Genomic DNA, 16,261 nt, shown 5'->3' with positions numbered 1-16,261 from the left:
CCGCTGGCTGCTGTGGTGAGTCCGCGCCACAGCGCAGGCGATTCCCGGGACAGAGAGTCGCGCTTCCCGTGAATTTCCGATCAATCCTTTGATTTTATTATATATATTTGCTGCGGCGCAAAGCTCCGCCACGCCTTGACTATGCCGGCACCTAAAACTATGTTGCGCCCGACTTCGAAAGGGGTCGGATATGGCTTGAATCCTAGCCTTCAATATGTCCGCATTGGGGCGAACGCCTCATCGGAAGCAAGCAGGAGGATGCCATGGCCGACGATCAAAAGGGAAGTCTGGAAGACCGGCTGAAGCGGCTCGACGCGGAACTCGCGGAGAAGCGCAAGTCAGACGGGGCGGAAGAAGCCGCCGAGGCGAGGGCAGCAGCAAGCCGTTCAGGCTATGCGGTCGCCATGAAGCTCTCGAGCGAGTTCGTCGCTGCCGTGATCGTCGGGGCGCTTCTGGGCTATCTTTTGGACCATTTTGCGGGTACAGGGCCGTGGGGAATGATCGTATTCCTCCTTCTCGGCTTCGGTGCCGGCGTTCTGAACGTCATGCGCGCCGCCGGCATGGTGGCTTCGCCCCATCCGGTCGACAGGCTGGCCGGGCGAGAGCCCGGCAAGGCCGGCAGCGGACGGGACGAGACCGATAAGAAGGACGGCGTCTGACGACGCGGTCCGCATAGTGGGTGACTTCCGTCGCAAGGCGGGCAAGCGAGAGAGATAAGCGGTGTCCAACGATCCGACCCATCAGTTCCTGGTCAACAAGATTGTTCCGATCGAAATCGGCGGTATCGATTTCTCGTTCACCAATGCCTCGCTGTTCATGGTCGCCACCGTCGCGGCCGGCATCGGCTTCCTCTATTTCACCACCGGCCAGCGCGGCCTGGTGCCGAGCCGCATGCAGTCGGTCTCGGAAATGTCCTACGAGTTCATCGCCTCGATGCTGAGGGAAGGGGCGGGCAGCCACGGGATGAAGTTCTTCCCGTTCGTCTTCTCGCTCTTCATGTTCGTGCTGACGGCAAACATGCTCGGCATGGTGCCGTACTTCTTCACCGTCACGAGCCAGATCATCGTCACCTTCGCGCTGGCCATGCTCGTCATCGGCACGGTCGTGGTCTACGGCTTCTACAAGCATGGCTTCGGCTTCCTCAAGCTCTTCGTGCCGTCGGGTGTTCCCGGTGCGCTTCTTCCGCTGGTCATCTCGATCGAGGTCATCTCGTTCCTCTCGCGTCCGATCAGCCTCTCGATCCGTCTTTTCGCAAACATGCTGGCGGGTCACATCACGCTGAAGGTCTTCGCAGGCTTCGTCACCTCGCTCAGCGCGCTTGGCGCCGTCGGCGTCGCCGGTGCGATCCTGCCCCTTCTCATGACCGTCGCCCTGACCGGTCTCGAATTCCTCGTGTCGTTCCTGCAGGCCTATGTCTTCGCAGTTCTGACATGCATGTACCTCAACGATGCCGTGCATCCGGGTGGTCACTAGGGAATAAAGTCGTCGGTGCCTCCGGGCGCCGCTCACAAGCCGCAACAACCCATTCAAGGAGTTCAACATGGAAGCGGAAGCAGCAAAGTACATCGGCGCAGGTCTTGCCACGTTCGGTCTCGCCGGCACGGCTCTCGGCCTCGGCAACATCTTCGGCAACTACCTGGCCGGCGCTCTGCGCAACCCGTCTGCTGCTGACAGCCAGTTCGGCCGTCTCGTATTCGGCTTCGCCGTTACGGAAGCTCTGGGCATCTTCTCGCTGCTCATCGCTCTCCTTCTCCTCTTCGCCGTCTGATATCGGCTGAGGACTGGACCATGGCCCGCAAGGGCCGTGGTCCATCGTACGTTCCGTACATGATCTGAGAGTGCCCCCCTGGAGGTCAGCATGTCTGTGACCTTGGCATCGGCCGAGTCCACCCCCTTCGAAATCGCCCAGGCGGAAACTCCTGCGGATACGCATGAGACCCCTGCGGATACGCATGCGGCTCAGCCGGCAGGCGAAGTGCACACCGAAACGGGTGTTGCCCATGGCGGCGAGCACGCTTCCGGCGTCTTCCCCCCGTTCGACCAGACCACGTTCGCATCGCAGCTCCTTTGGCTCGCGATCACGTTCGGTCTCTTCTACCTTCTCATGTCGAAGGTCGTCATTCCGCGCATCGGCGGCATCCTGGAGACGCGTCACGACCGCATCGCGCAGGATCTCGACGAAGCGTCCCGCCTGAAGGCGGAAGCCGACGCAGCGATCGCTTCCTATGAACAGGAACTCGCCGCGGCCCGCGCCAAGGGCAACGCGATCGCCGCGACAGCGCGCGACGAAGCCAAGGCCAAGGCCGACGCCGAGCGCGCCAAGATCGAAGCCTCGCTGCAGGACAAGATCGCCGGTGCGGAAACGCGCATCGCCGAAATCAAGGCCAAGGCGCTTGCCGATGTCGGCACGATCGCCGAGGAAACGACCGCAGCCGTCGTCGAACAGCTGATCGGCGCCAAGGCCAGCAAGGCCGAGATCGCTTCGGCCGTGAAGTCGGCAGCGGGCGAATAAGGAGGATACCATGGCATTCGACGCAACATTCTATGCCTTTGTCGGCCTCCTGCTGTTCCTTGCCCTCATCGCCTATCTCAAGGTTCCGGGCATGATGGCCAAGGCTCTCGACGCCCGCGCCGAGAAGATCCAGAACGAGCTGGCGGAAGCCAAGCGTCTTCGCGAGGAAGCCCAGCACCTGCTCGCCGAATACCAGCGCAAGCGCAAGGATGCCGAGGCGGAAGCCGCAAGCATCGTCGCGGCCGCTGAGCGCGAAGCAAGCGCGCTGACCGCCGACGCCAAGCAGAAGACCGAGGAATACGTCACCCGCCGCACGGCGCTCTCCGAGCAGAAGATCAAGCAGGCGGAAGCCGACGCGATCAATGCCGTGCGCGCCGCCGCCGTCGACCTGGCCGTCGCGGCCGCCGAGAAGGTCATCGCCGCCAAGGCCGATGCCGCAACCGGCAACGCCCTCTTCAACAACGCGATCAGCGAAGTGAAGAGCCGCCTCAACTGAGGCCGCCATCACCGATGTCTTAGAAAAGGCCGGAGCGATCCGGCCTTTTTTGCGTCCGGCCTGTGCCGAGCCTCGATCTGTGCTGGGGCCTCGATGCTGGCAGGCAGACGCGAAATCTTCGCACCTCTGCCGGATGGCAGCCAAGCGTACGCGCGTCGAGATATCCGCCCGGAGCGGATGATCGGCGTCTGGACGGAGGGGGCGGATCACTCCTTGCGCAGTGGACGAAAACTCATGCGGTGGAGGCGGCAGGGGCCGATCGATTCGATGGCGGTGCGGTGCACCTGTGTCGCGTAACCGGCATGCACGGCAAAGCCGTATCCCGGATAGGTCTCTTCCGCGCGCGCCATCATCCTGTCGCGCATCACCTTGGCGACGATCGATGCGGCCGAGATGGAAACGGAAAGCGCATCCCCCTTGACGACGGCGCGGCCCTCGCAGGCAAGGCCCGGCGGCACGTCGCGGCCGTCCGTCAGCACCAGTCTCGGCGCCACTTCGAGGCCTGCGACGGCGCGGCGCATGGCATCGAGGCTCGCCTTGCGGATGTCGATCGTATCGATGCGCCGCGAGGAGCTGGAGGCGACGGATACGAAGGCGGTTTCCATGATACGGGCGAACAGCATTTCCCGCCTGGCGGCGCTCAACTGCTTGGAATCGTGAAGACCCTCGGGAATGTTGTCCGGATCGAGCACCACAGCGGCCGCGACGACGGGCCCGGCGAGAGGCCCGCGCCCGGCCTCGTCCGTGCCGGCGACCGGCCAGAGGCCGCGCTTTCTCGCCGCCATCTCCATCGAGAAATCGGGCCCTTCGGGCATATCGAAAAGAAGGCGGGAATCGGAGGATGTGCTCTTGGCCATGCGGGGACCTTGCACATCCGTCCGATTCCCTGCAAGTCCTCCGACAGGGGCGGCGGTCGGAGGAACACCCGGCGCGTCCAGGGGATGACGCTACCGGAAGAGGTTTTGCAAGATCTGCACCGGCGCGGCGCGGATCTCACACATTCAGTTCAAGAGCACGATGCCTGTCCCGGTGACATCGAACCCGTGTGCGCGTCGCGCTGGCGTCATCACAGCAAGGACAACTGCACGCCGCTGCCCGAGGGCGGAACGAACTGGTCGCCGGAGAGGTTGCGGCGCGTCCGCGTCAGCTCCAGCCGCTTGCTGGCCATCTCGAAGCGCCGGGCGATCTGCCACGCATAGGGGCCGGCGCCCTTCATGCGCTTGCCGAATTCCGCGTCATAGTCCTTACCGTCGCGCATGGAGCGCACGAGCGACATGACGTGCCGGTAGCGGTCCGGGTAGTTGCGCAGCAGCCATTCGCGGAAGAGGGGGCTCACCTCCAGCGGCAGGCGCAGGAGAACATAGCTCGCCTCCATCGCCCCTGCCGCCTTGCCCGAATCGAGCACCTTCTCGATCTCGTGGTCGTTGAGGCCGGGAATGATCGGCGCCATCATGATGGCGGTCGGAATGCCGGCATCGGAGAGCGCGCGGATCGCTTCCAGCCGGCGTGACGGGGTCGCCGCGCGCGGTTCCATGGTGCGGGCGAGCTTGCGGTCGAGCGTCGTGACCGACATGCCGACCCAGGCAAGGCCGCGCGCCGCCATGCGGGCGAGAATGTCGACGTCGCGCATGACGAGCGCCGACTTGGTGACGATTGACACCGGATGGTTGGCCTTGTCGAGCACTTCGAGGATCTGGCGCATGATGCGCCATTCCTTCTCGATGGGCTGGTAGGGATCGGTATTGGTGCCGATGGCGATGACACGCGGCTTGTAGCCGGGCTTGGACAATTCCCGTTCGAGCAGCTTCGGCGCATCCGGCTTGGCGAAGAGCTTCGCTTCGAAGTCGAGGCCGGCGGACAGGCCCATGAAGGCGTGGGTGGGCCGCGCAAAGCAGTAGATGCAGCCATGCTCGCAGCCGCGATAGGGATTGATCGAGCGGTCGAAGGGAATATCCGGCGATTCGTTGCGGGTGATGATGGTGCGCGGCTTCTCGACCTGGACTTCGGTGCGGAAGGGCGGAAGCTCCTCCAGCGTCTGCCAGCCGTCGTCGAAGCTCTCCCGCGTCACCGGCTCGAAGCGGCCGGTGAAGTTGAGCCCTGCGCCCCGGCCGCGCCGGCGTTCTCCATCGACGCGCATGCCCGTATCAGCCAGCAGCGCTTCGGCAACATCCTTCGTATGGCCGGGCGCGAGGGCGCCCTGCCTGAGGTTTGCAAGATCGTTCATGGCTATCTCCGGCGGAGCGTCTCGCCCCGGTTCAATGACTATATTCCTATAATCGAAACGAGAACAATGCAAGAACAAAATCGCACCCGCTAACCATATCGCCTAACCATGCGGCGATGTGCCGGCCTTGCAACGGTGGAAATTGATGCTGCGATGCGGTAGGGAGATATATGCTGACGATCATCATCGAATGCCGGGACAACGAGGCCGAGCTTGCACAGACGCTGTCGGCGCTCGTGCCGGGCGCGGTCGAGGGAGTCGTGCGGGAGGTGGTCGTGCTCGATCACGGCTCGCGCGACGGTTCCGCCCGCGTGGCCGATGCCGCAGGGTGCCGGTTTCTCACCAGCTGGGACATGAAGGATGTGGTGCGCGCGGCGCGCGGCGACTGGCTGCTCCTGCTCGAACCCGGCGCGCGGCCGATGACCGGCTGGGTCGATGCCATCGTCGACCATGTCTCGGTCAGTGCCGGCCCGGCGCGGTTCACCGGCTCGCGCAATCACCGCAGGCCGTTCCTGAAACGCTTCGGGCGCCGCCTCTCGCCGCTCGAGCAGGGCTATCTCGTCAGCAAGCGGCAGGCTGCGGCCGCCGTGCGCACGGGCATGTCCCTGTCCGACATCGCAAAGGGCACCAAGACCTTTTCGCTCGTTGCCGAGATCGTGCCCGCCTGGGCGATCAGGGCGATCCGCGCGCAGCTGGTGGCGGGCTGAGGCGGTTCAGCCGGCCGAGCGCTTCAGGTGCTCGTCGAGACGCGGCATGATTTCCACGAAATTGCAGGGCATGTGCCTGTAGTCGAGCTGCGCCTTGAGGATGCCGTCCCAGGCGTCCTTGCAGGCGCCGGGCGAGCCGGGCAGCACGAAGATGAAGGTGGCGTTGGTGACGCCGCCCGTCGCGCGCGACTGGATCGTGGAGGTGCCGATCTTGTCGTAGGAGATGCGGTGGAAGACCTCCGAAAAGCCGTCCATGCGTTTCTCGAAGATCGGCTCCAGCGCCTCCGGCGTCACGTCGCGGCCGGTAAAGCCCGTGCCGCCGGTGGTGATGACGACGTCGACCGCATCGTCGCGCGTCCAGGCTTCGACCTGCGTGCGGATGGCGGCGATATCGTCGGGCACGATGGCGCGGGCGACGAGCCGGTGGCCGGCCTCGGCGATGCGCGCGACCAGCGTGTCCCCGGACCGGTCGGTCTCGGGCGTGCGGGTATCCGAGACGGTCAGCACCGCGATACCGACCGGGATGAACGGTCTCGTCTCGTCAAGGCGTGCCATCGTGTCCCTCCAGCGTGCTGGTGGCGGTGATGAACCAGTCGGGGTGTTGCTGCTTCAGCGAAGCCGCCGCCGTTTCGGCCATCGCGTCCGAACTGTATAGCGCGAAGCAGGAGGCGCCGGAACCGGACATGCGCACCACGCGTGCATCCGTCGCGGCGAGACCGTCCGCGAGTTCGCCGATCTGTGGGCAGAGGCGTCGGGCGGGCGGCTCCAGGTCGTTGCGCAGGCCGGCAATGGCATCCAGCCAGTGAACGGACGCATCCCGCAGAACGAGCGGCGCATTCCGCTTGGAGGCGAGGGCACGGAACACGGCCGGCGTCGACACGCCGACGAGCGGATTGGCCAGCACCATGGAGAGCGCGGGAAGCGCCACGGGCGTGATGTCCTCGCCGATGCCGCGCGCCAGCAAAGGCCGGCCGGCAAGGCACATGGGCACATCCGCGCCGAGCCCGATGGCGATGGCGTCGAGCTGGTCGCCCGGCAGGTCCGCCTGCCACAGGCCAAGCAGGCCGCGCAGCGTCGCGGCGGCATCCGCCGAGCCGCCGCCGATACCGGAAGCGATGGGCAGGTTCTTTTCCAGATGGATATGCACGGGCGGGGCAGATTGCCCGGTTGTTTCCAGCGCCGCACGCAGGCGGTCCCGCGCGCGGGTAACGAGATTGTCGTTCTCGGCCGCAAGCGTAGCGGAAAAGCGGCCGGAGAGCGTGAAGCGGTCTTCTTCGGCTGGCGACAGCGCGATGCGGTCGCCGAAGGCTGTGAAGGTCACCAGGCTGTCGAGGAGATGATAGCCGTCCCCGCGCTCGCCGACCACGTGCAGCGCGAGGTTGATCTTGGCGGGCGCCGCTTCGATAACGGCAAAGCCCGAAAGGGTGTCGCCGGGCATGCGGTCAGGACTTGCGGTCCACGGCTTTTTCTTCCGGCGCGATCTTCTGCGCGGGCTTGTCTTCCTTCGCCTCAGCCGAGGCCGGGTCGGAAGGCTTGATATCGGCCAGACCGTTTTCGATCTTGTCCTTGATCTTGACGATCTCCGCGTCTTCCGGCTTCAGCCCGAGCGCGCGGTTCCACTGGAAGGTCGCTTCCAGCTTGCGGCCGACGCGCCAGTAGGCGTCGCCGAGGTGATCGTTGATCGTGGGATCGCCGGCCTTCAGCTCCGCGGCGCGCTCCAGTTCCGCGACGGCGTCGTCGAAGCGGCCGAGGCGGTAATAGGCCCAGCCGAGCGAATCGACGATATAGCCGTCATCGGGCTTGAGGCTCACCGCCTTGCGGATCATGTCCAGGCCCTCGTCGAGGTTCCGGTTCATGTCTACCCAGGAATAGCCGAGATAGTTCAGCACCTGCGGCTGGTCGGGGTTCAGCTCCAGCGCCTTGCGGAAATTCGGCTCCGCCTTGTCCCATTCCTTCAGGCGCTCATAGGCAATGCCGCGCTGGAAGAAGACGCTCCAGTGATTGCGCGTCGGGACCGAGCCGATGACACCCACGGCCTTGTCGTAAAGCGTGGCCATCGCGCGATAGTCCTTGGCGTCGGACAGGACGCTGCCGAGCGCGAGATAGCTGCGCAGGTCGGCCGGATCGGCATCGATCAGTTCCTGGAGGTGCTTCTTGGCCTCTTCCACCTTGCCCGTGTCGGCGAGGTTGAGGCCGAGCTGCAATTCGGAAATGCGGCGCATCGGCGATTTCTCGGGCACGGCCCGGTAATAATCGATGGCGATGTCGGGCTTCTTCTGGTTTTCGGCAATACCGCCGAGAAGCACCAGAACGTCGTCGCTGTCAGGATCGAGCGCGCGGGCGGCCTGGAGATAGAGCGCGACGATGTCTTCGGCCCCGTCGCGGTTCAGTGCGCCGCCGATGGAAAAGAGCACGGCGGCCGCGCCCTGAGCGGCGGTGCGGACCTGCTGGTCCTGCTTTTCGCCGGCCTCGATGCTCTGGCGCAGCGCCTTCAGCGGCGCATAGCTGGTGACGAAGCTGTCGCCGACCGAGATGGCGTCGAGCGCCTTCTGCTTGTTGCCGTCGCGGGCTTCCAGACGGGCCAGCGCCATGACGGCGCGAATGAAGGTGTCGGGTGCCGCACCCGCGCCGTTGCGGTCGAGGATCGCCTCGTTGAGGCGCGCGCGGGCAGTCGCCTTGTCACCCGCAGCGGCGGCGAGCGCGCCGGCATGGTAGTTCTTGAAGATGGCGAGCCATTCCGGCCCCTGCATGCCGGTGATGAGCTTGAGCGCCTCCTTCGGCTTGCCGTCGCCGAACTTGGCCCAGGCGAGCAGGAGGTCGTTCATCATGCGGTCGAGATCGTTCGGCCCCTTGTAGGCGAGGATCTTTTCCGCCGACTTGTATTCGCGCTTGCGGATCGCCTCCATGCCGCGAACGGTCGAGGTGATGCGCTCGACCGCCGGGTCGTTCTTCAGCGTGTCCGCCAGCTTGACGCCCTCGGCAAAGTCGCCGCTCATCAAAAGCGTGACCATAAGGCGCTGCTTGACGTCGTTGTTCGTCGGATCGAACTGCAGCGCGATCTTGTAGAGTTTGACGGCGGTCGCGTAATCCTTGTCGAAATCCGCGGTGCGGGCGGCCAGGAAGGCGCCGGCGAAGGTGTTGACGCTCAGCGGATCGAACGGCGTCTCATCGGCTGCCTCGGTAGCGGGCTTGTCCTGCGCATAAGCGGCGGACGGACCGGCCAGGGGTCCGGCAAGCGTGATGCTGGCAGCAATCGCCACGCCGGAAAGAAGCCGAAGAAGGAAGAAATGCCGCATCAAAATGCCTTTCACCGGAAGGTATGAAGGTCGCCCCGGCGCCCAGCGCGGCACGTCCCGCCACGATAGCGCCCAAATCAGTCATGGACTCATGACGGCAGAGAATGGCTTTTTTGGCGCGGCGCGGCAAGATAATCCTGCCACGCCGGATTTGGCCGAATGCGGTCAGCTCACGCGGGCGATCGAGAAGTCGATGACTTCGAGCAGTGCGTCCTTCCAGGGACTTGCCGGAAGAGGTGCGAGCGCATCGCGGGCGATCATGCCGTAATGCTGCGCGCGCGCGATCGTGTCCGTCAGGCCGCCATAGCGGGTGATGAGGCCGAACGCGCGCTCCAGATTGGCGTCGTCGCTCTTGCCGCCCTCGATCGCCTCGCGCCAGAAGGCGCGGTCTTCGGCCGTGCCGCGACGCCATGCCAGGATGACCGGCAGCGTGATCTTGCCCTCGCGGAAATCGTCGCCGGTGTTCTTGCCCAGGTCCGCGGCCTTGCCGCCATAATCGAGCGCGTCGTCGACCAGCTGGAAGGCGAGGCCGAGATTCATGCCGTAGGACTTCAGCGCGTTGCGTTCGGCCTTGCCGGTATTGGCGATGATCGGACCCACTTCGGCGGCGGCGGCGAACAGCGCGGCCGTCTTGGCGCGGATCACTTCCAGATAGTCGTCCTCGGTCGTCTCCATGTTCTTGGCGACGGATAGCTGGAGAACCTCGCCCTCGGCGATCACGGTGGCGGCGGTCGAGAGAACATCCAGTGCCTCCAGCGAGCCAACCTCGACCATCATCTTGAAGGCCTGGCCGAGCAGGAAGTCGCCGACGAGCACGCTTGCCTGGTTGCCCCAGATCATGCGGGCGGTGGATTTTCCGCGGCGCAGGTCGCTTTCGTCGACCACGTCGTCATGCAGCAGCGTGGCGGTGTGCATGAACTCGACGCTGGTCGCGAGCTTGATGTGATGGTCGCCGCCATAGCCGAACATGGAGGCCGCTGCGAGCGTCAGCATCGGGCGCAGGCGCTTGCCGCCGGAGGAGATGAGGTGGTTTGCGACCTCGGGGATCATCTGCACGTCGGAACCGGCTTTCGACAGGATGAGCTGGTTCACCCGTTCTATGTCGGCTTTTGTAAGGTCGACGAGCGGCTTCACCGATGCCTGTTTGTTTTTGCCTTCTTCAAGCGGTATCACGACGCCCAAATGCCCGGACTCCTGTTCATTTTTGTTGAAAGACAATAGAAAGCGGGGCCTCATGCGGCAAGAGGCGAATTGTCCCGCCTCCGGAATTAAGGCTGGAAAAGACCCGAATGATCGAACTGATCCGCACCAACGACGCCGTTCTGCTCTCCTTCGCGGAGAGCCTGATGAAGGAGGCCGGCATCCACTGCCTGATCGCCGATCAGGGGATGAGCATCCTTGAAGGCTCGCTTGGCATGCTGCCCCGCCGCTTCCTGGTGGAAAGCGACCGGGAGGAAGAGGCGCGCCGCATTCTCCGCGACGCCGGGCTTGCCGCGGAGCTGCGCCCGTGAGCGAGGCGTCTCCCGCGCCGGAAAATCCGGTCAAGGAAACCGTCGACGCCTTCCATTACGGCCGCTTCCACGTCGTCCAGCCGAAGGGCGTCGGCCATCGTTCGGGCATGGACGCGATGCTTCTGGCGTCGCTGGTTAGCGGCGACGGGTCCATGCGTGTCGCCGATCTCGGCGCGGGGGCAGGCGCGGCCGGCCTTGCCGTCGCGGCCCGCATCGAGAAGGCGCAGGTGCTGCTTGTCGAGCGCTCGCCGCTCATGGCGGCCTTCGCCCGCAAGTCGCTGGCGCTTGGAGAGAATGCACCCTTCGCCGGCCGTGTCAGCGTGCTCGAGGCGGACGTGACGCTGACCGGCCGGGCCCGTGTGGCGGCCGGCCTGGCCGATGACGATCACGATCACGTTATCATGAACCCGCCCTTCAACGATGCCGCGGACCGCCGCGCGCCGGATGCGCTGAAGGCGGCGGCCCACGCCATGGAGGACGACCTGTTCGAGCGGTGGATCCGCACGGCCGGCGCCATCCTCAGGCCCGGCGGCCAGCTCTCGCTGATCGCCCGGCCGCAATCCATCGCCGAGATCATCGCCGCCTGCGGCCGGCGCTTCGGCGGCATCGAGATCACGCCGATCCATCCCCGCGCCGGCGAGAGTGCGCTGCGTATCCTCGTGACGGCGATCAAGGGCTCGCGCGCCCGGCTGAACCTGCGCATGCCGCTCGTCATGCATGACGGGCCCGGCCATGCCTTCAGCCCGTTCGTCAACGATCTGAACAACGGCCGCGCAAGTTATGCGCGCCTCTCCCGCCCCTGAATTTTCCGGCGCGCCATTGCGTTTTGCCGTCCCGTGCATACATCAGCCGGACGAAAGAACAGGAGACACGACCCGCATGGCCGGATTTTTGAAGAGGCTGGTGCCGAAGAAGTTCCGCAAGGAGGGCGTCGTCGTTCCCGTCGTCCGGCTGCATGGCGCGATCATGGCCGGCGGCAGCCAGTTTCGCCCGGCGCTGAACCTCGCGGGCGCCGCTCCCGCCCTCGAAAAGGCCTTCGCCTACAAGGATGCGCCGGCCGTCGCGATCTCCATCAATTCGCCCGGCGGCTCGCCGGTGCAGTCGCGGCTGATCTTCCAGCGCATTCGCGACCTTGCGGTTGAAAAGAACAAGCACGTCCTTGTCTTCGTCGAGGATGTGGCGGCGTCCGGCGGCTATATGATCGCGCTCGCCGGTGATGAAATCTTCGCCGATCCGACCTCCATCGTCGGCTCGATCGGCGTTGTCTCGGGCGGCTTCGGCTTTCCGGAGATGCTCAAGAAGATCGGCGTGGAGCGGCGCGTCTACACGGCCGGCTCCAACAAGGCGATCCTTGATCCGTTCCAGCCGGAGCGCGAAAGCGACGTCGAATACCTGAAGTCGCTGCAGCTCGAAATCCATCAGGTCTTCATCGACATGGTGAAGGCACGGCGCGGCACGCGTCTTGCGGATGATCCCGATCTCTTCTCCGGCCTGTTCTGGACGGGTGGCCGCGGCCGCGCGCTCGGGCTTGTCGACGGGCTGTCGGATATGCGCTCCGAACTCAAGCGCCGCTATGGCCCGACGACGCGGCTCGAACTCGTTTCCACCCCGAAGGGGTTGTTCGGACGCAAGACGCCCGGCGTCGGGGGGCTTTCCCTCGACATGGCAGACCGTATAGGGTCGGCCGGTGTTTCGGCCGTGGCCGAGCTTGCGGAAGAAAAGGCGCTGTGGGGCCGCTTCGGCCTCACCGGATAAGGCGCGTAGAACAACGGGGGAGGGCATGGCCCAGATTATCTTTCTGCTTCTGGTCGTCGGCCTTGCCTGGTACGGCTACCGCAAGTTCGTGTCGGACGCCGAGCGTTTGAGCCGCCTGCGCCGCCGCACCGAAGAGGAGCGCCGCACCGGCGCGACCGGCACGCTCGTCAAGGATCCCGAAACGGGCGAATACCGCGTACGCCGCGACGACGAGTAGCGTTTCGGCACGGTTTCATCCCGTTCCGGGGCAATGGAACCAAGGCTTACGCGTTGTTTTTGCACGTTAACCAAGCCTCGTAAGGTTAATTCCGCATTTATCGCTGTGCAACGCCGGCGCGTGTTGAGCCCGCGCGCGTAACGGCCGATCCTGAGGGCATGGCCGCCATGAAGGCGGATTGCAATGCGCCTGCGCTGATCGGAGTACCACCATGGCCTCGCTCAACCTCGACCATATCCGCACCATCGTCGTGACGGGTGGCGCCGGCTTTGTCGGCTCCCATATCGTCGACGATCTTCTGGCCCATTGTCCGATGGCGCGCATCCGCGTGCTCGATGCCTTCACCTATGCCGCCGACATGTCGCATCTCGATGCGGCCCTGCGCTCCGGGCGCGTGACGATCCAGCAAGGCGATGTCTGCAATCTCGACCTGGTGACGGAAGTGCTGAAAGGGGCCGATCTGGTGGTGCATGCCGCCGCCGAAAGCCATGTCGAACGCGCCTTTTCGGTTCCCGAGCGCTTCACGCTCGCCAATGCGCTGGGCACGCAGGTGCTGGTCGAGGCGATGGGACGGCGCAGCGTGCCGCTGATGATTCATATCAGTTCGGCCGAAGTCTATGGATCGGGCGAGAACGCGCCGGCCGGCGAGCGTTCGCCGCTGATGCCCGACAATCCCTATGGCGCCTCCAAGGCCGCGGCCGAAATGCTGATCGCCGGCCTGACCCGCTCCTTCGGCCTCGATATCCGCGTGCTGCGGCCCGTCAACCTGATCGGCACGCGCCAGAACGTGGAGAAGCTGTTGCCGCGCTTCCTGGAACTGGCGGCCGTCGGCCGCCCGCTGCCGGTACATGGCGACGGCCTGCAACGCCGCAGCTTCCTGACGATCGCGGATTTCTGCACGGCGCTGCGCACCGTCGTCACCAACGGCGCGGAAAACGCCACCTACAATGTCGCGGGCGAAGACCCCGTCGATATTCTCTCCGTCGCGCGCATGGTGCTGGAGACGGTGCAGGACCCGGTTGCCGGCGTAAGCTTCGTTGCCGGCCGCCCGAAGAATGCCAGCCGCCCGCCGCTCGATACGAGCGCGCTGAAAGCGCTCGGCTGGCAGGCGAAGGGATCGCTTCACGGAGAACTGCCGGCGCTTGCCGCTTGGTATGGCGCGCGCATTCCCGGCGGCGCACGCCGCCGCCTCGCACAGGTGCCCGACCTCGCACCACAACGCGTGCAGGTCGTCACGCAGACGGCCGGATCGGGCCTCTTCCGCTCGCTGGAGCGGCATTGAAGGGAGGCGATAGGCAGTAGGCAGTAGGGTTTAGGCGGCTCGTACAAGATTTCGCCGGACGATTTCACACCTATTGCCTACTGCCTATTGCCCAACGCCTAATCCTCTTTCCCTTGACCCTTCCGGCGCATCGTGGCACCAGTCCGCCAGCTTCTATGAATGTCCGGACATGACCGATGACCTCTGCCGCCCTGCCTGATCACATGAACCCGACCCGCTCCTTTCAGGCGCTGATCCTGACCTTGCATAACTACTGGGCGGACAAGGGTTGCGCGGTGCTCCAGCCCTACGACATGGAAGTGGGTGCGGGAACGTTCCATCCGGCAACCACGCTGCGCGCGCTCGGACCGCGCCCGTGGCGGGCCGCCTATGTGCAGCCCTCGCGCCGCCCGTCGGACGGCCGTTATGGCGAGAACCCGAATCGCCTCCAGCACTATTACCAGTACCAGGTCATCCTGAAGCCGAACCCGTCGAACCTTCAGGAGCTCTATCTCGGCTCGCTCGCCGCCATCGGCCTCGACCCGCTCCTGCATGATGTGCGCTTCGTCGAGGACGACTGGGAAAGCCCGACGCTCGGTGCCTGGGGCCTCGGCTGGGAATGCTGGTGCGACGGCATGGAAGTCTCGCAGTTCACCTATTTCCAGCAGGTCTGCGGCATCGAATGCGCGCCGGTCGCCGGCGAACTGACCTACGGCCTCGAACGCCTCGCCATGTATGTGCAGGGCGTCGACAACGTCTACGACCTGAACTTCAATGGCCGCGAGGGCGACGAGAAGATCACCTATGGCGATGTCTTCCTGCAGGCCGAGCAGGAATATTCCCGCTTCAACTTCGAATATGCCGACACGGCCATGCTGCACCGCCACTTCATCGATGCGGAAAAGGAGTGCCAGGCCCTGCTCGCCGCCGGTGCGCCGGGCGATGGCAACGCCCTGCATAAATGCGTGCTGCCGGCCTATGACCAGTGCATCAAGGCCAGCCACGTCTTCAACCTGCTCGATGCCCGCGGTGTGATCTCTGTCACCGAGCGCCAGAGCTATATCCTGCGCGTGCGCACGCTCGCCAAGGCCTGCGGCGAAGCTTTCCTGCTGACGGATGCCGGCGGGGCGAACTGGAACAAGGACGCGGCCTGAGGGTCGGTCTCTCTGTTGCCGGCGCCACTGTACGTCTCCTCCGTCATCCTCGGGCTTGGCCCGAGGATCCACGCGGCAAACTCAGCGGATGTGGATGGATCCTCGGGTCAAGCCCGAGGGTGACGACAGAGCGGATACGCCGTCCGGGCGACACTCAAATGCGCTACCTAGCAAAAAGCCATCCGCCAGGCCGGATGGCTTTTTTCTTTCGGCTCAGGCGACGGTCGTGACCTTCACGCCCAGTTCCCAGACCGGCTTGAGCGTCGGGAAGGCGCCGGTCGGCAGCTGGCCGGCATAGGTCTGGAGCGCGCGGCGCACACCCGTCGGCCGGTCGATCGCCGCACCCATCGTGTAGGCGAGGAAGAGAGCGGTGAAGCCGAGGACGTTGAGCATGAGGGCAAGGGCTTTCATGGCGGCGGCTTCAAGGTTCGGTTGGCGATGAAGCCACTATCGGGCAAAGTGCCGCCGCGCGCGGTTCCCCCGGTGACAAGGCCGCCGGCATCGTCCGCAAGGGGCTTTCCAGCCGCGCGTTCGATGCTAAGGTCGCTGCAAACGCCATGAAGGAGCGGAGAAGCCCATGATCGGTCTGGCAATTGCGGCGGTGGTCGTCATCTACGCCATCGTCATCTACAACGGCCTCGTGCGCGCGCGGCAGGTGAAGGAAGAGGCCTGGTCGGGCATCGACGTGCAGCTGAAGCGCCGCGCCGATCTCATCCCCAACCTGCTCGAAACCGTCAAAGGCTATGCCGCGCACGAGAAGGAAACGCTGGAAAAGGTCGTGGAACTGCGCAACCGCGCGCAGGCGGTGCCGGCGGGCGATGTCGCCGGCCGCGCCCAGGCCGAGGGCATGCTGAGCCAGGCGCTCGGCCGCATCTTCGCGCTCGCCGAGGCCTATCCCGACCTCAAGGCCAACCAGAACTTCGCCGAATTGCAGCAGACGCTGGAGACCATCGAAGGCGAGATCCAGATGTCGCGGCGCTACTACAACGGCGCGGCGCGCGACCTCAACGTCAAGGTCGAGAGCTTTCCCTCCAATCTCGTGGCCAGCGTCTTCAAATTCGAAAAGGCGCCCTATTTCGAGATCGACAACCCGGCCGACAGGGCCGTGCCGAGCGTGAAGTTCTGATA

At 65.0% G+C, this 16,261-nt stretch carries 20 protein-coding genes; 13 read left to right on the top strand and 7 right to left on the bottom strand.

Features of this window, described 5'->3' with window-relative positions:
- The first annotated feature begins 263 nt into the window (after positions 1 to 263).
- The 5 genes from B5M41_RS16170 (at position 264) to B5M41_RS16150 (ending at position 3,008) form a co-directional block, all read left to right on the top strand.
- Complete coding sequence (locus B5M41_RS16170) at positions 264 to 659, top strand: AtpZ/AtpI family protein (protein WP_134648932.1); 396 nt, start codon at positions 264 to 266, stop codon at positions 657 to 659.
- 61 nt (positions 660 to 720) lie between these two features.
- On the top strand, positions 721 to 1,473 hold the full coding sequence (locus B5M41_RS16165; protein WP_134648931.1) for a F0F1 ATP synthase subunit A: 753 nt from the start codon (positions 721 to 723) through the stop codon (positions 1,471 to 1,473).
- A gap of 67 nt (positions 1,474 to 1,540) precedes the next feature.
- Positions 1,541 to 1,768 carry a F0F1 ATP synthase subunit C gene (locus B5M41_RS16160; protein WP_117368645.1) on the top strand — a complete coding sequence of 76 codons (228 nt, stop codon included), beginning with the start codon at positions 1,541 to 1,543 and terminating at the stop codon, positions 1,766 to 1,768.
- Positions 1,769 to 1,858: 90 nt separating this feature from the next.
- The gene (locus B5M41_RS16155; protein ID WP_134648930.1) at positions 1,859 to 2,512 is read left to right on the top strand and encodes a F0F1 ATP synthase subunit B; all 654 of its coding nucleotides are present in this window, start codon (positions 1,859 to 1,861) and stop codon (positions 2,510 to 2,512) included.
- 10 nt (positions 2,513 to 2,522) lie between these two features.
- A complete protein-coding gene (locus B5M41_RS16150) occupies positions 2,523 to 3,008 on the top strand; it encodes a F0F1 ATP synthase subunit B (protein ID WP_134648929.1) in 486 nt (161 codons plus the stop codon).
- A 206-nt stretch (positions 3,009 to 3,214) separates the two neighbouring features.
- Here the strand turns inward: B5M41_RS16150 and B5M41_RS16145 are convergent, their stop codons facing one another.
- Both B5M41_RS16145 and B5M41_RS16140 read right to left on the bottom strand, forming a co-directional pair.
- Entirely contained in the window at positions 3,215 to 3,865 is a 651-nt protein-coding gene (locus B5M41_RS16145) for a ribonuclease HII (RefSeq protein ID WP_134648928.1), read from the bottom strand.
- A gap of 209 nt (positions 3,866 to 4,074) precedes the next feature.
- Positions 4,075 to 5,232: a PA0069 family radical SAM protein gene (locus B5M41_RS16140; RefSeq protein WP_134648927.1), complete on the bottom strand. Its 1,158-nt coding sequence runs from the start codon at positions 5,230 to 5,232 to the stop codon at positions 4,075 to 4,077.
- Between the two features lie 170 nt (positions 5,233 to 5,402).
- Here B5M41_RS16140 and B5M41_RS16135 point away from each other — a divergent pair, with 170 nt between their 5' ends.
- The gene (locus tag B5M41_RS16135; protein ID WP_134648926.1) at positions 5,403 to 5,939 is read left to right on the top strand and encodes a glycosyltransferase family protein; all 537 of its coding nucleotides are present in this window, start codon (positions 5,403 to 5,405) and stop codon (positions 5,937 to 5,939) included.
- Between the two features lie 6 nt (positions 5,940 to 5,945).
- Here the strand turns inward: B5M41_RS16135 and moaB are convergent, their stop codons facing one another.
- From moaB to B5M41_RS16115, 4 genes are all read right to left on the bottom strand, one after another.
- On the bottom strand, positions 5,946 to 6,494 hold the full coding sequence (gene moaB / locus B5M41_RS16130; protein WP_134648925.1) for a molybdenum cofactor biosynthesis protein B: 549 nt from the start codon (positions 6,492 to 6,494) through the stop codon (positions 5,946 to 5,948).
- Positions 6,481 to 7,377 carry a 4-(cytidine 5'-diphospho)-2-C-methyl-D-erythritol kinase gene (locus B5M41_RS16125; protein ID WP_134648924.1) on the bottom strand — a complete coding sequence of 299 codons (897 nt, stop codon included), beginning with the start codon at positions 7,375 to 7,377 and terminating at the stop codon, positions 6,481 to 6,483. The genes moaB and B5M41_RS16125 overlap by 14 nt, the downstream gene beginning before the upstream one ends.
- 4 nt (positions 7,378 to 7,381) lie before the next feature.
- The gene (locus tag B5M41_RS16120) at positions 7,382 to 9,235 is read right to left on the bottom strand and encodes a tetratricopeptide repeat protein (protein ID WP_134648923.1); all 1,854 of its coding nucleotides are present in this window, start codon (positions 9,233 to 9,235) and stop codon (positions 7,382 to 7,384) included.
- A 165-nt stretch (positions 9,236 to 9,400) separates the two neighbouring features.
- A complete protein-coding gene (locus tag B5M41_RS16115) occupies positions 9,401 to 10,417 on the bottom strand; it encodes a polyprenyl synthetase family protein (RefSeq protein WP_134648922.1) in 1,017 nt (338 codons plus the stop codon).
- Between the two features lie 107 nt (positions 10,418 to 10,524).
- On the opposite strand from B5M41_RS16115, the gene B5M41_RS16110 reads away from it, so the two are divergent.
- From B5M41_RS16110 to B5M41_RS16085, 6 genes are all read left to right on the top strand, one after another.
- Positions 10,525 to 10,746, top strand: a complete 222-nt coding sequence (locus B5M41_RS16110; protein WP_134648921.1) for a putative signal transducing protein — start codon at positions 10,525 to 10,527, stop codon at positions 10,744 to 10,746.
- A complete protein-coding gene (locus B5M41_RS16105) occupies positions 10,743 to 11,549 on the top strand; it encodes a tRNA1(Val) (adenine(37)-N6)-methyltransferase (RefSeq protein ID WP_230640135.1) in 807 nt (268 codons plus the stop codon). The genes B5M41_RS16110 and B5M41_RS16105 overlap by 4 nt, the downstream gene beginning before the upstream one ends.
- Positions 11,550 to 11,625: 76 nt before the next feature.
- Positions 11,626 to 12,501 carry a S49 family peptidase gene (locus tag B5M41_RS16100; RefSeq protein ID WP_134648920.1) on the top strand — a complete coding sequence of 292 codons (876 nt, stop codon included), beginning with the start codon at positions 11,626 to 11,628 and terminating at the stop codon, positions 12,499 to 12,501.
- A gap of 25 nt (positions 12,502 to 12,526) precedes the next feature.
- Positions 12,527 to 12,718, top strand: coding sequence for a hypothetical protein (locus B5M41_RS16095; protein WP_134648919.1), 192 nt, complete (start codon positions 12,527 to 12,529; stop codon positions 12,716 to 12,718).
- Positions 12,719 to 12,929: 211 nt separating this feature from the next.
- Entirely contained in the window at positions 12,930 to 14,000 is a 1,071-nt protein-coding gene (locus tag B5M41_RS16090; RefSeq protein WP_134648918.1) for a dTDP-glucose 4,6-dehydratase, read from the top strand.
- A gap of 176 nt (positions 14,001 to 14,176) precedes the next feature.
- Positions 14,177 to 15,133, top strand: a complete 957-nt coding sequence (locus tag B5M41_RS16085) for a glycine--tRNA ligase subunit alpha (RefSeq protein ID WP_134648917.1) — start codon at positions 14,177 to 14,179, stop codon at positions 15,131 to 15,133.
- A 213-nt stretch (positions 15,134 to 15,346) separates the two neighbouring features.
- Here B5M41_RS16085 and B5M41_RS16080 read toward each other — a convergent pair whose 3' ends face one another.
- A complete protein-coding gene (locus tag B5M41_RS16080; RefSeq protein ID WP_134648916.1) occupies positions 15,347 to 15,544 on the bottom strand; it encodes a hypothetical protein in 198 nt (65 codons plus the stop codon).
- A gap of 166 nt (positions 15,545 to 15,710) precedes the next feature.
- Between B5M41_RS16080 and B5M41_RS16075 the strand changes: the two genes are divergently transcribed.
- Complete coding sequence (locus tag B5M41_RS16075; RefSeq protein WP_134648915.1) at positions 15,711 to 16,259, top strand: LemA family protein; 549 nt, start codon at positions 15,711 to 15,713, stop codon at positions 16,257 to 16,259.
- Positions 16,260 to 16,261: the final 2 nt, after the last annotated feature.

The organism is Shinella sumterensis, from assembly GCF_004514425.2.
Lineage (GTDB): Bacteria > Pseudomonadota > Alphaproteobacteria > Rhizobiales > Rhizobiaceae > Shinella > Shinella sumterensis.
The sequence above is the reverse complement of the archived record's forward strand: the minus strand, read 5'-3'. Positions and strand labels throughout refer to the sequence as shown.

What these genes read in the sequence shown, in the direction of transcription:
- B5M41_RS16170 (WP_134648932.1), top strand. Translation starts at nt 264, where the DNA reads ATGGCCGACGATCAAAAGGGAAGTCTGGAAGACCGGCTGAAGCGGCTC.
- B5M41_RS16160 (WP_117368645.1), top strand. Translation starts at nt 1,541, where the DNA reads ATGGAAGCGGAAGCAGCAAAGTACATCGGCGCAGGTCTTGCCACGTTC.
- B5M41_RS16155 (WP_134648930.1), top strand. Translation starts at nt 1,859, where the DNA reads ATGTCTGTGACCTTGGCATCGGCCGAGTCCACCCCCTTCGAAATCGCC.
- B5M41_RS16150 (WP_134648929.1), top strand. Translation starts at nt 2,523, where the DNA reads ATGGCATTCGACGCAACATTCTATGCCTTTGTCGGCCTCCTGCTGTTC.
- B5M41_RS16145 (WP_134648928.1), bottom strand. Translation starts at nt 3,865, where the DNA reads ATGGCCAAGAGCACATCCTCCGATTCCCGCCTTCTTTTCGATATGCCC.
- B5M41_RS16140 (WP_134648927.1), bottom strand. Translation starts at nt 5,232, where the DNA reads ATGAACGATCTTGCAAACCTCAGGCAGGGCGCCCTCGCGCCCGGCCAT.
- B5M41_RS16135 (WP_134648926.1), top strand. Translation starts at nt 5,403, where the DNA reads ATGCTGACGATCATCATCGAATGCCGGGACAACGAGGCCGAGCTTGCA.
- moaB (WP_134648925.1), bottom strand. Translation starts at nt 6,494, where the DNA reads ATGGCACGCCTTGACGAGACGAGACCGTTCATCCCGGTCGGTATCGCG.
- B5M41_RS16125 (WP_134648924.1), bottom strand. Translation starts at nt 7,377, where the DNA reads ATGCCCGGCGACACCCTTTCGGGCTTTGCCGTTATCGAAGCGGCGCCC.
- B5M41_RS16120 (WP_134648923.1), bottom strand. Translation starts at nt 9,235, where the DNA reads ATGCGGCATTTCTTCCTTCTTCGGCTTCTTTCCGGCGTGGCGATTGCT.
- B5M41_RS16110 (WP_134648921.1), top strand. Translation starts at nt 10,525, where the DNA reads ATGATCGAACTGATCCGCACCAACGACGCCGTTCTGCTCTCCTTCGCG.
- B5M41_RS16100 (WP_134648920.1), top strand. Translation starts at nt 11,626, where the DNA reads ATGGCCGGATTTTTGAAGAGGCTGGTGCCGAAGAAGTTCCGCAAGGAG.
- B5M41_RS16095 (WP_134648919.1), top strand. Translation starts at nt 12,527, where the DNA reads ATGGCCCAGATTATCTTTCTGCTTCTGGTCGTCGGCCTTGCCTGGTAC.
- B5M41_RS16090 (WP_134648918.1), top strand. Translation starts at nt 12,930, where the DNA reads ATGGCCTCGCTCAACCTCGACCATATCCGCACCATCGTCGTGACGGGT.
- B5M41_RS16085 (WP_134648917.1), top strand. Translation starts at nt 14,177, where the DNA reads ATGACCTCTGCCGCCCTGCCTGATCACATGAACCCGACCCGCTCCTTT.
- B5M41_RS16080 (WP_134648916.1), bottom strand. Translation starts at nt 15,544, where the DNA reads ATGAAAGCCCTTGCCCTCATGCTCAACGTCCTCGGCTTCACCGCTCTC.
- B5M41_RS16075 (WP_134648915.1), top strand. Translation starts at nt 15,711, where the DNA reads ATGATCGGTCTGGCAATTGCGGCGGTGGTCGTCATCTACGCCATCGTC.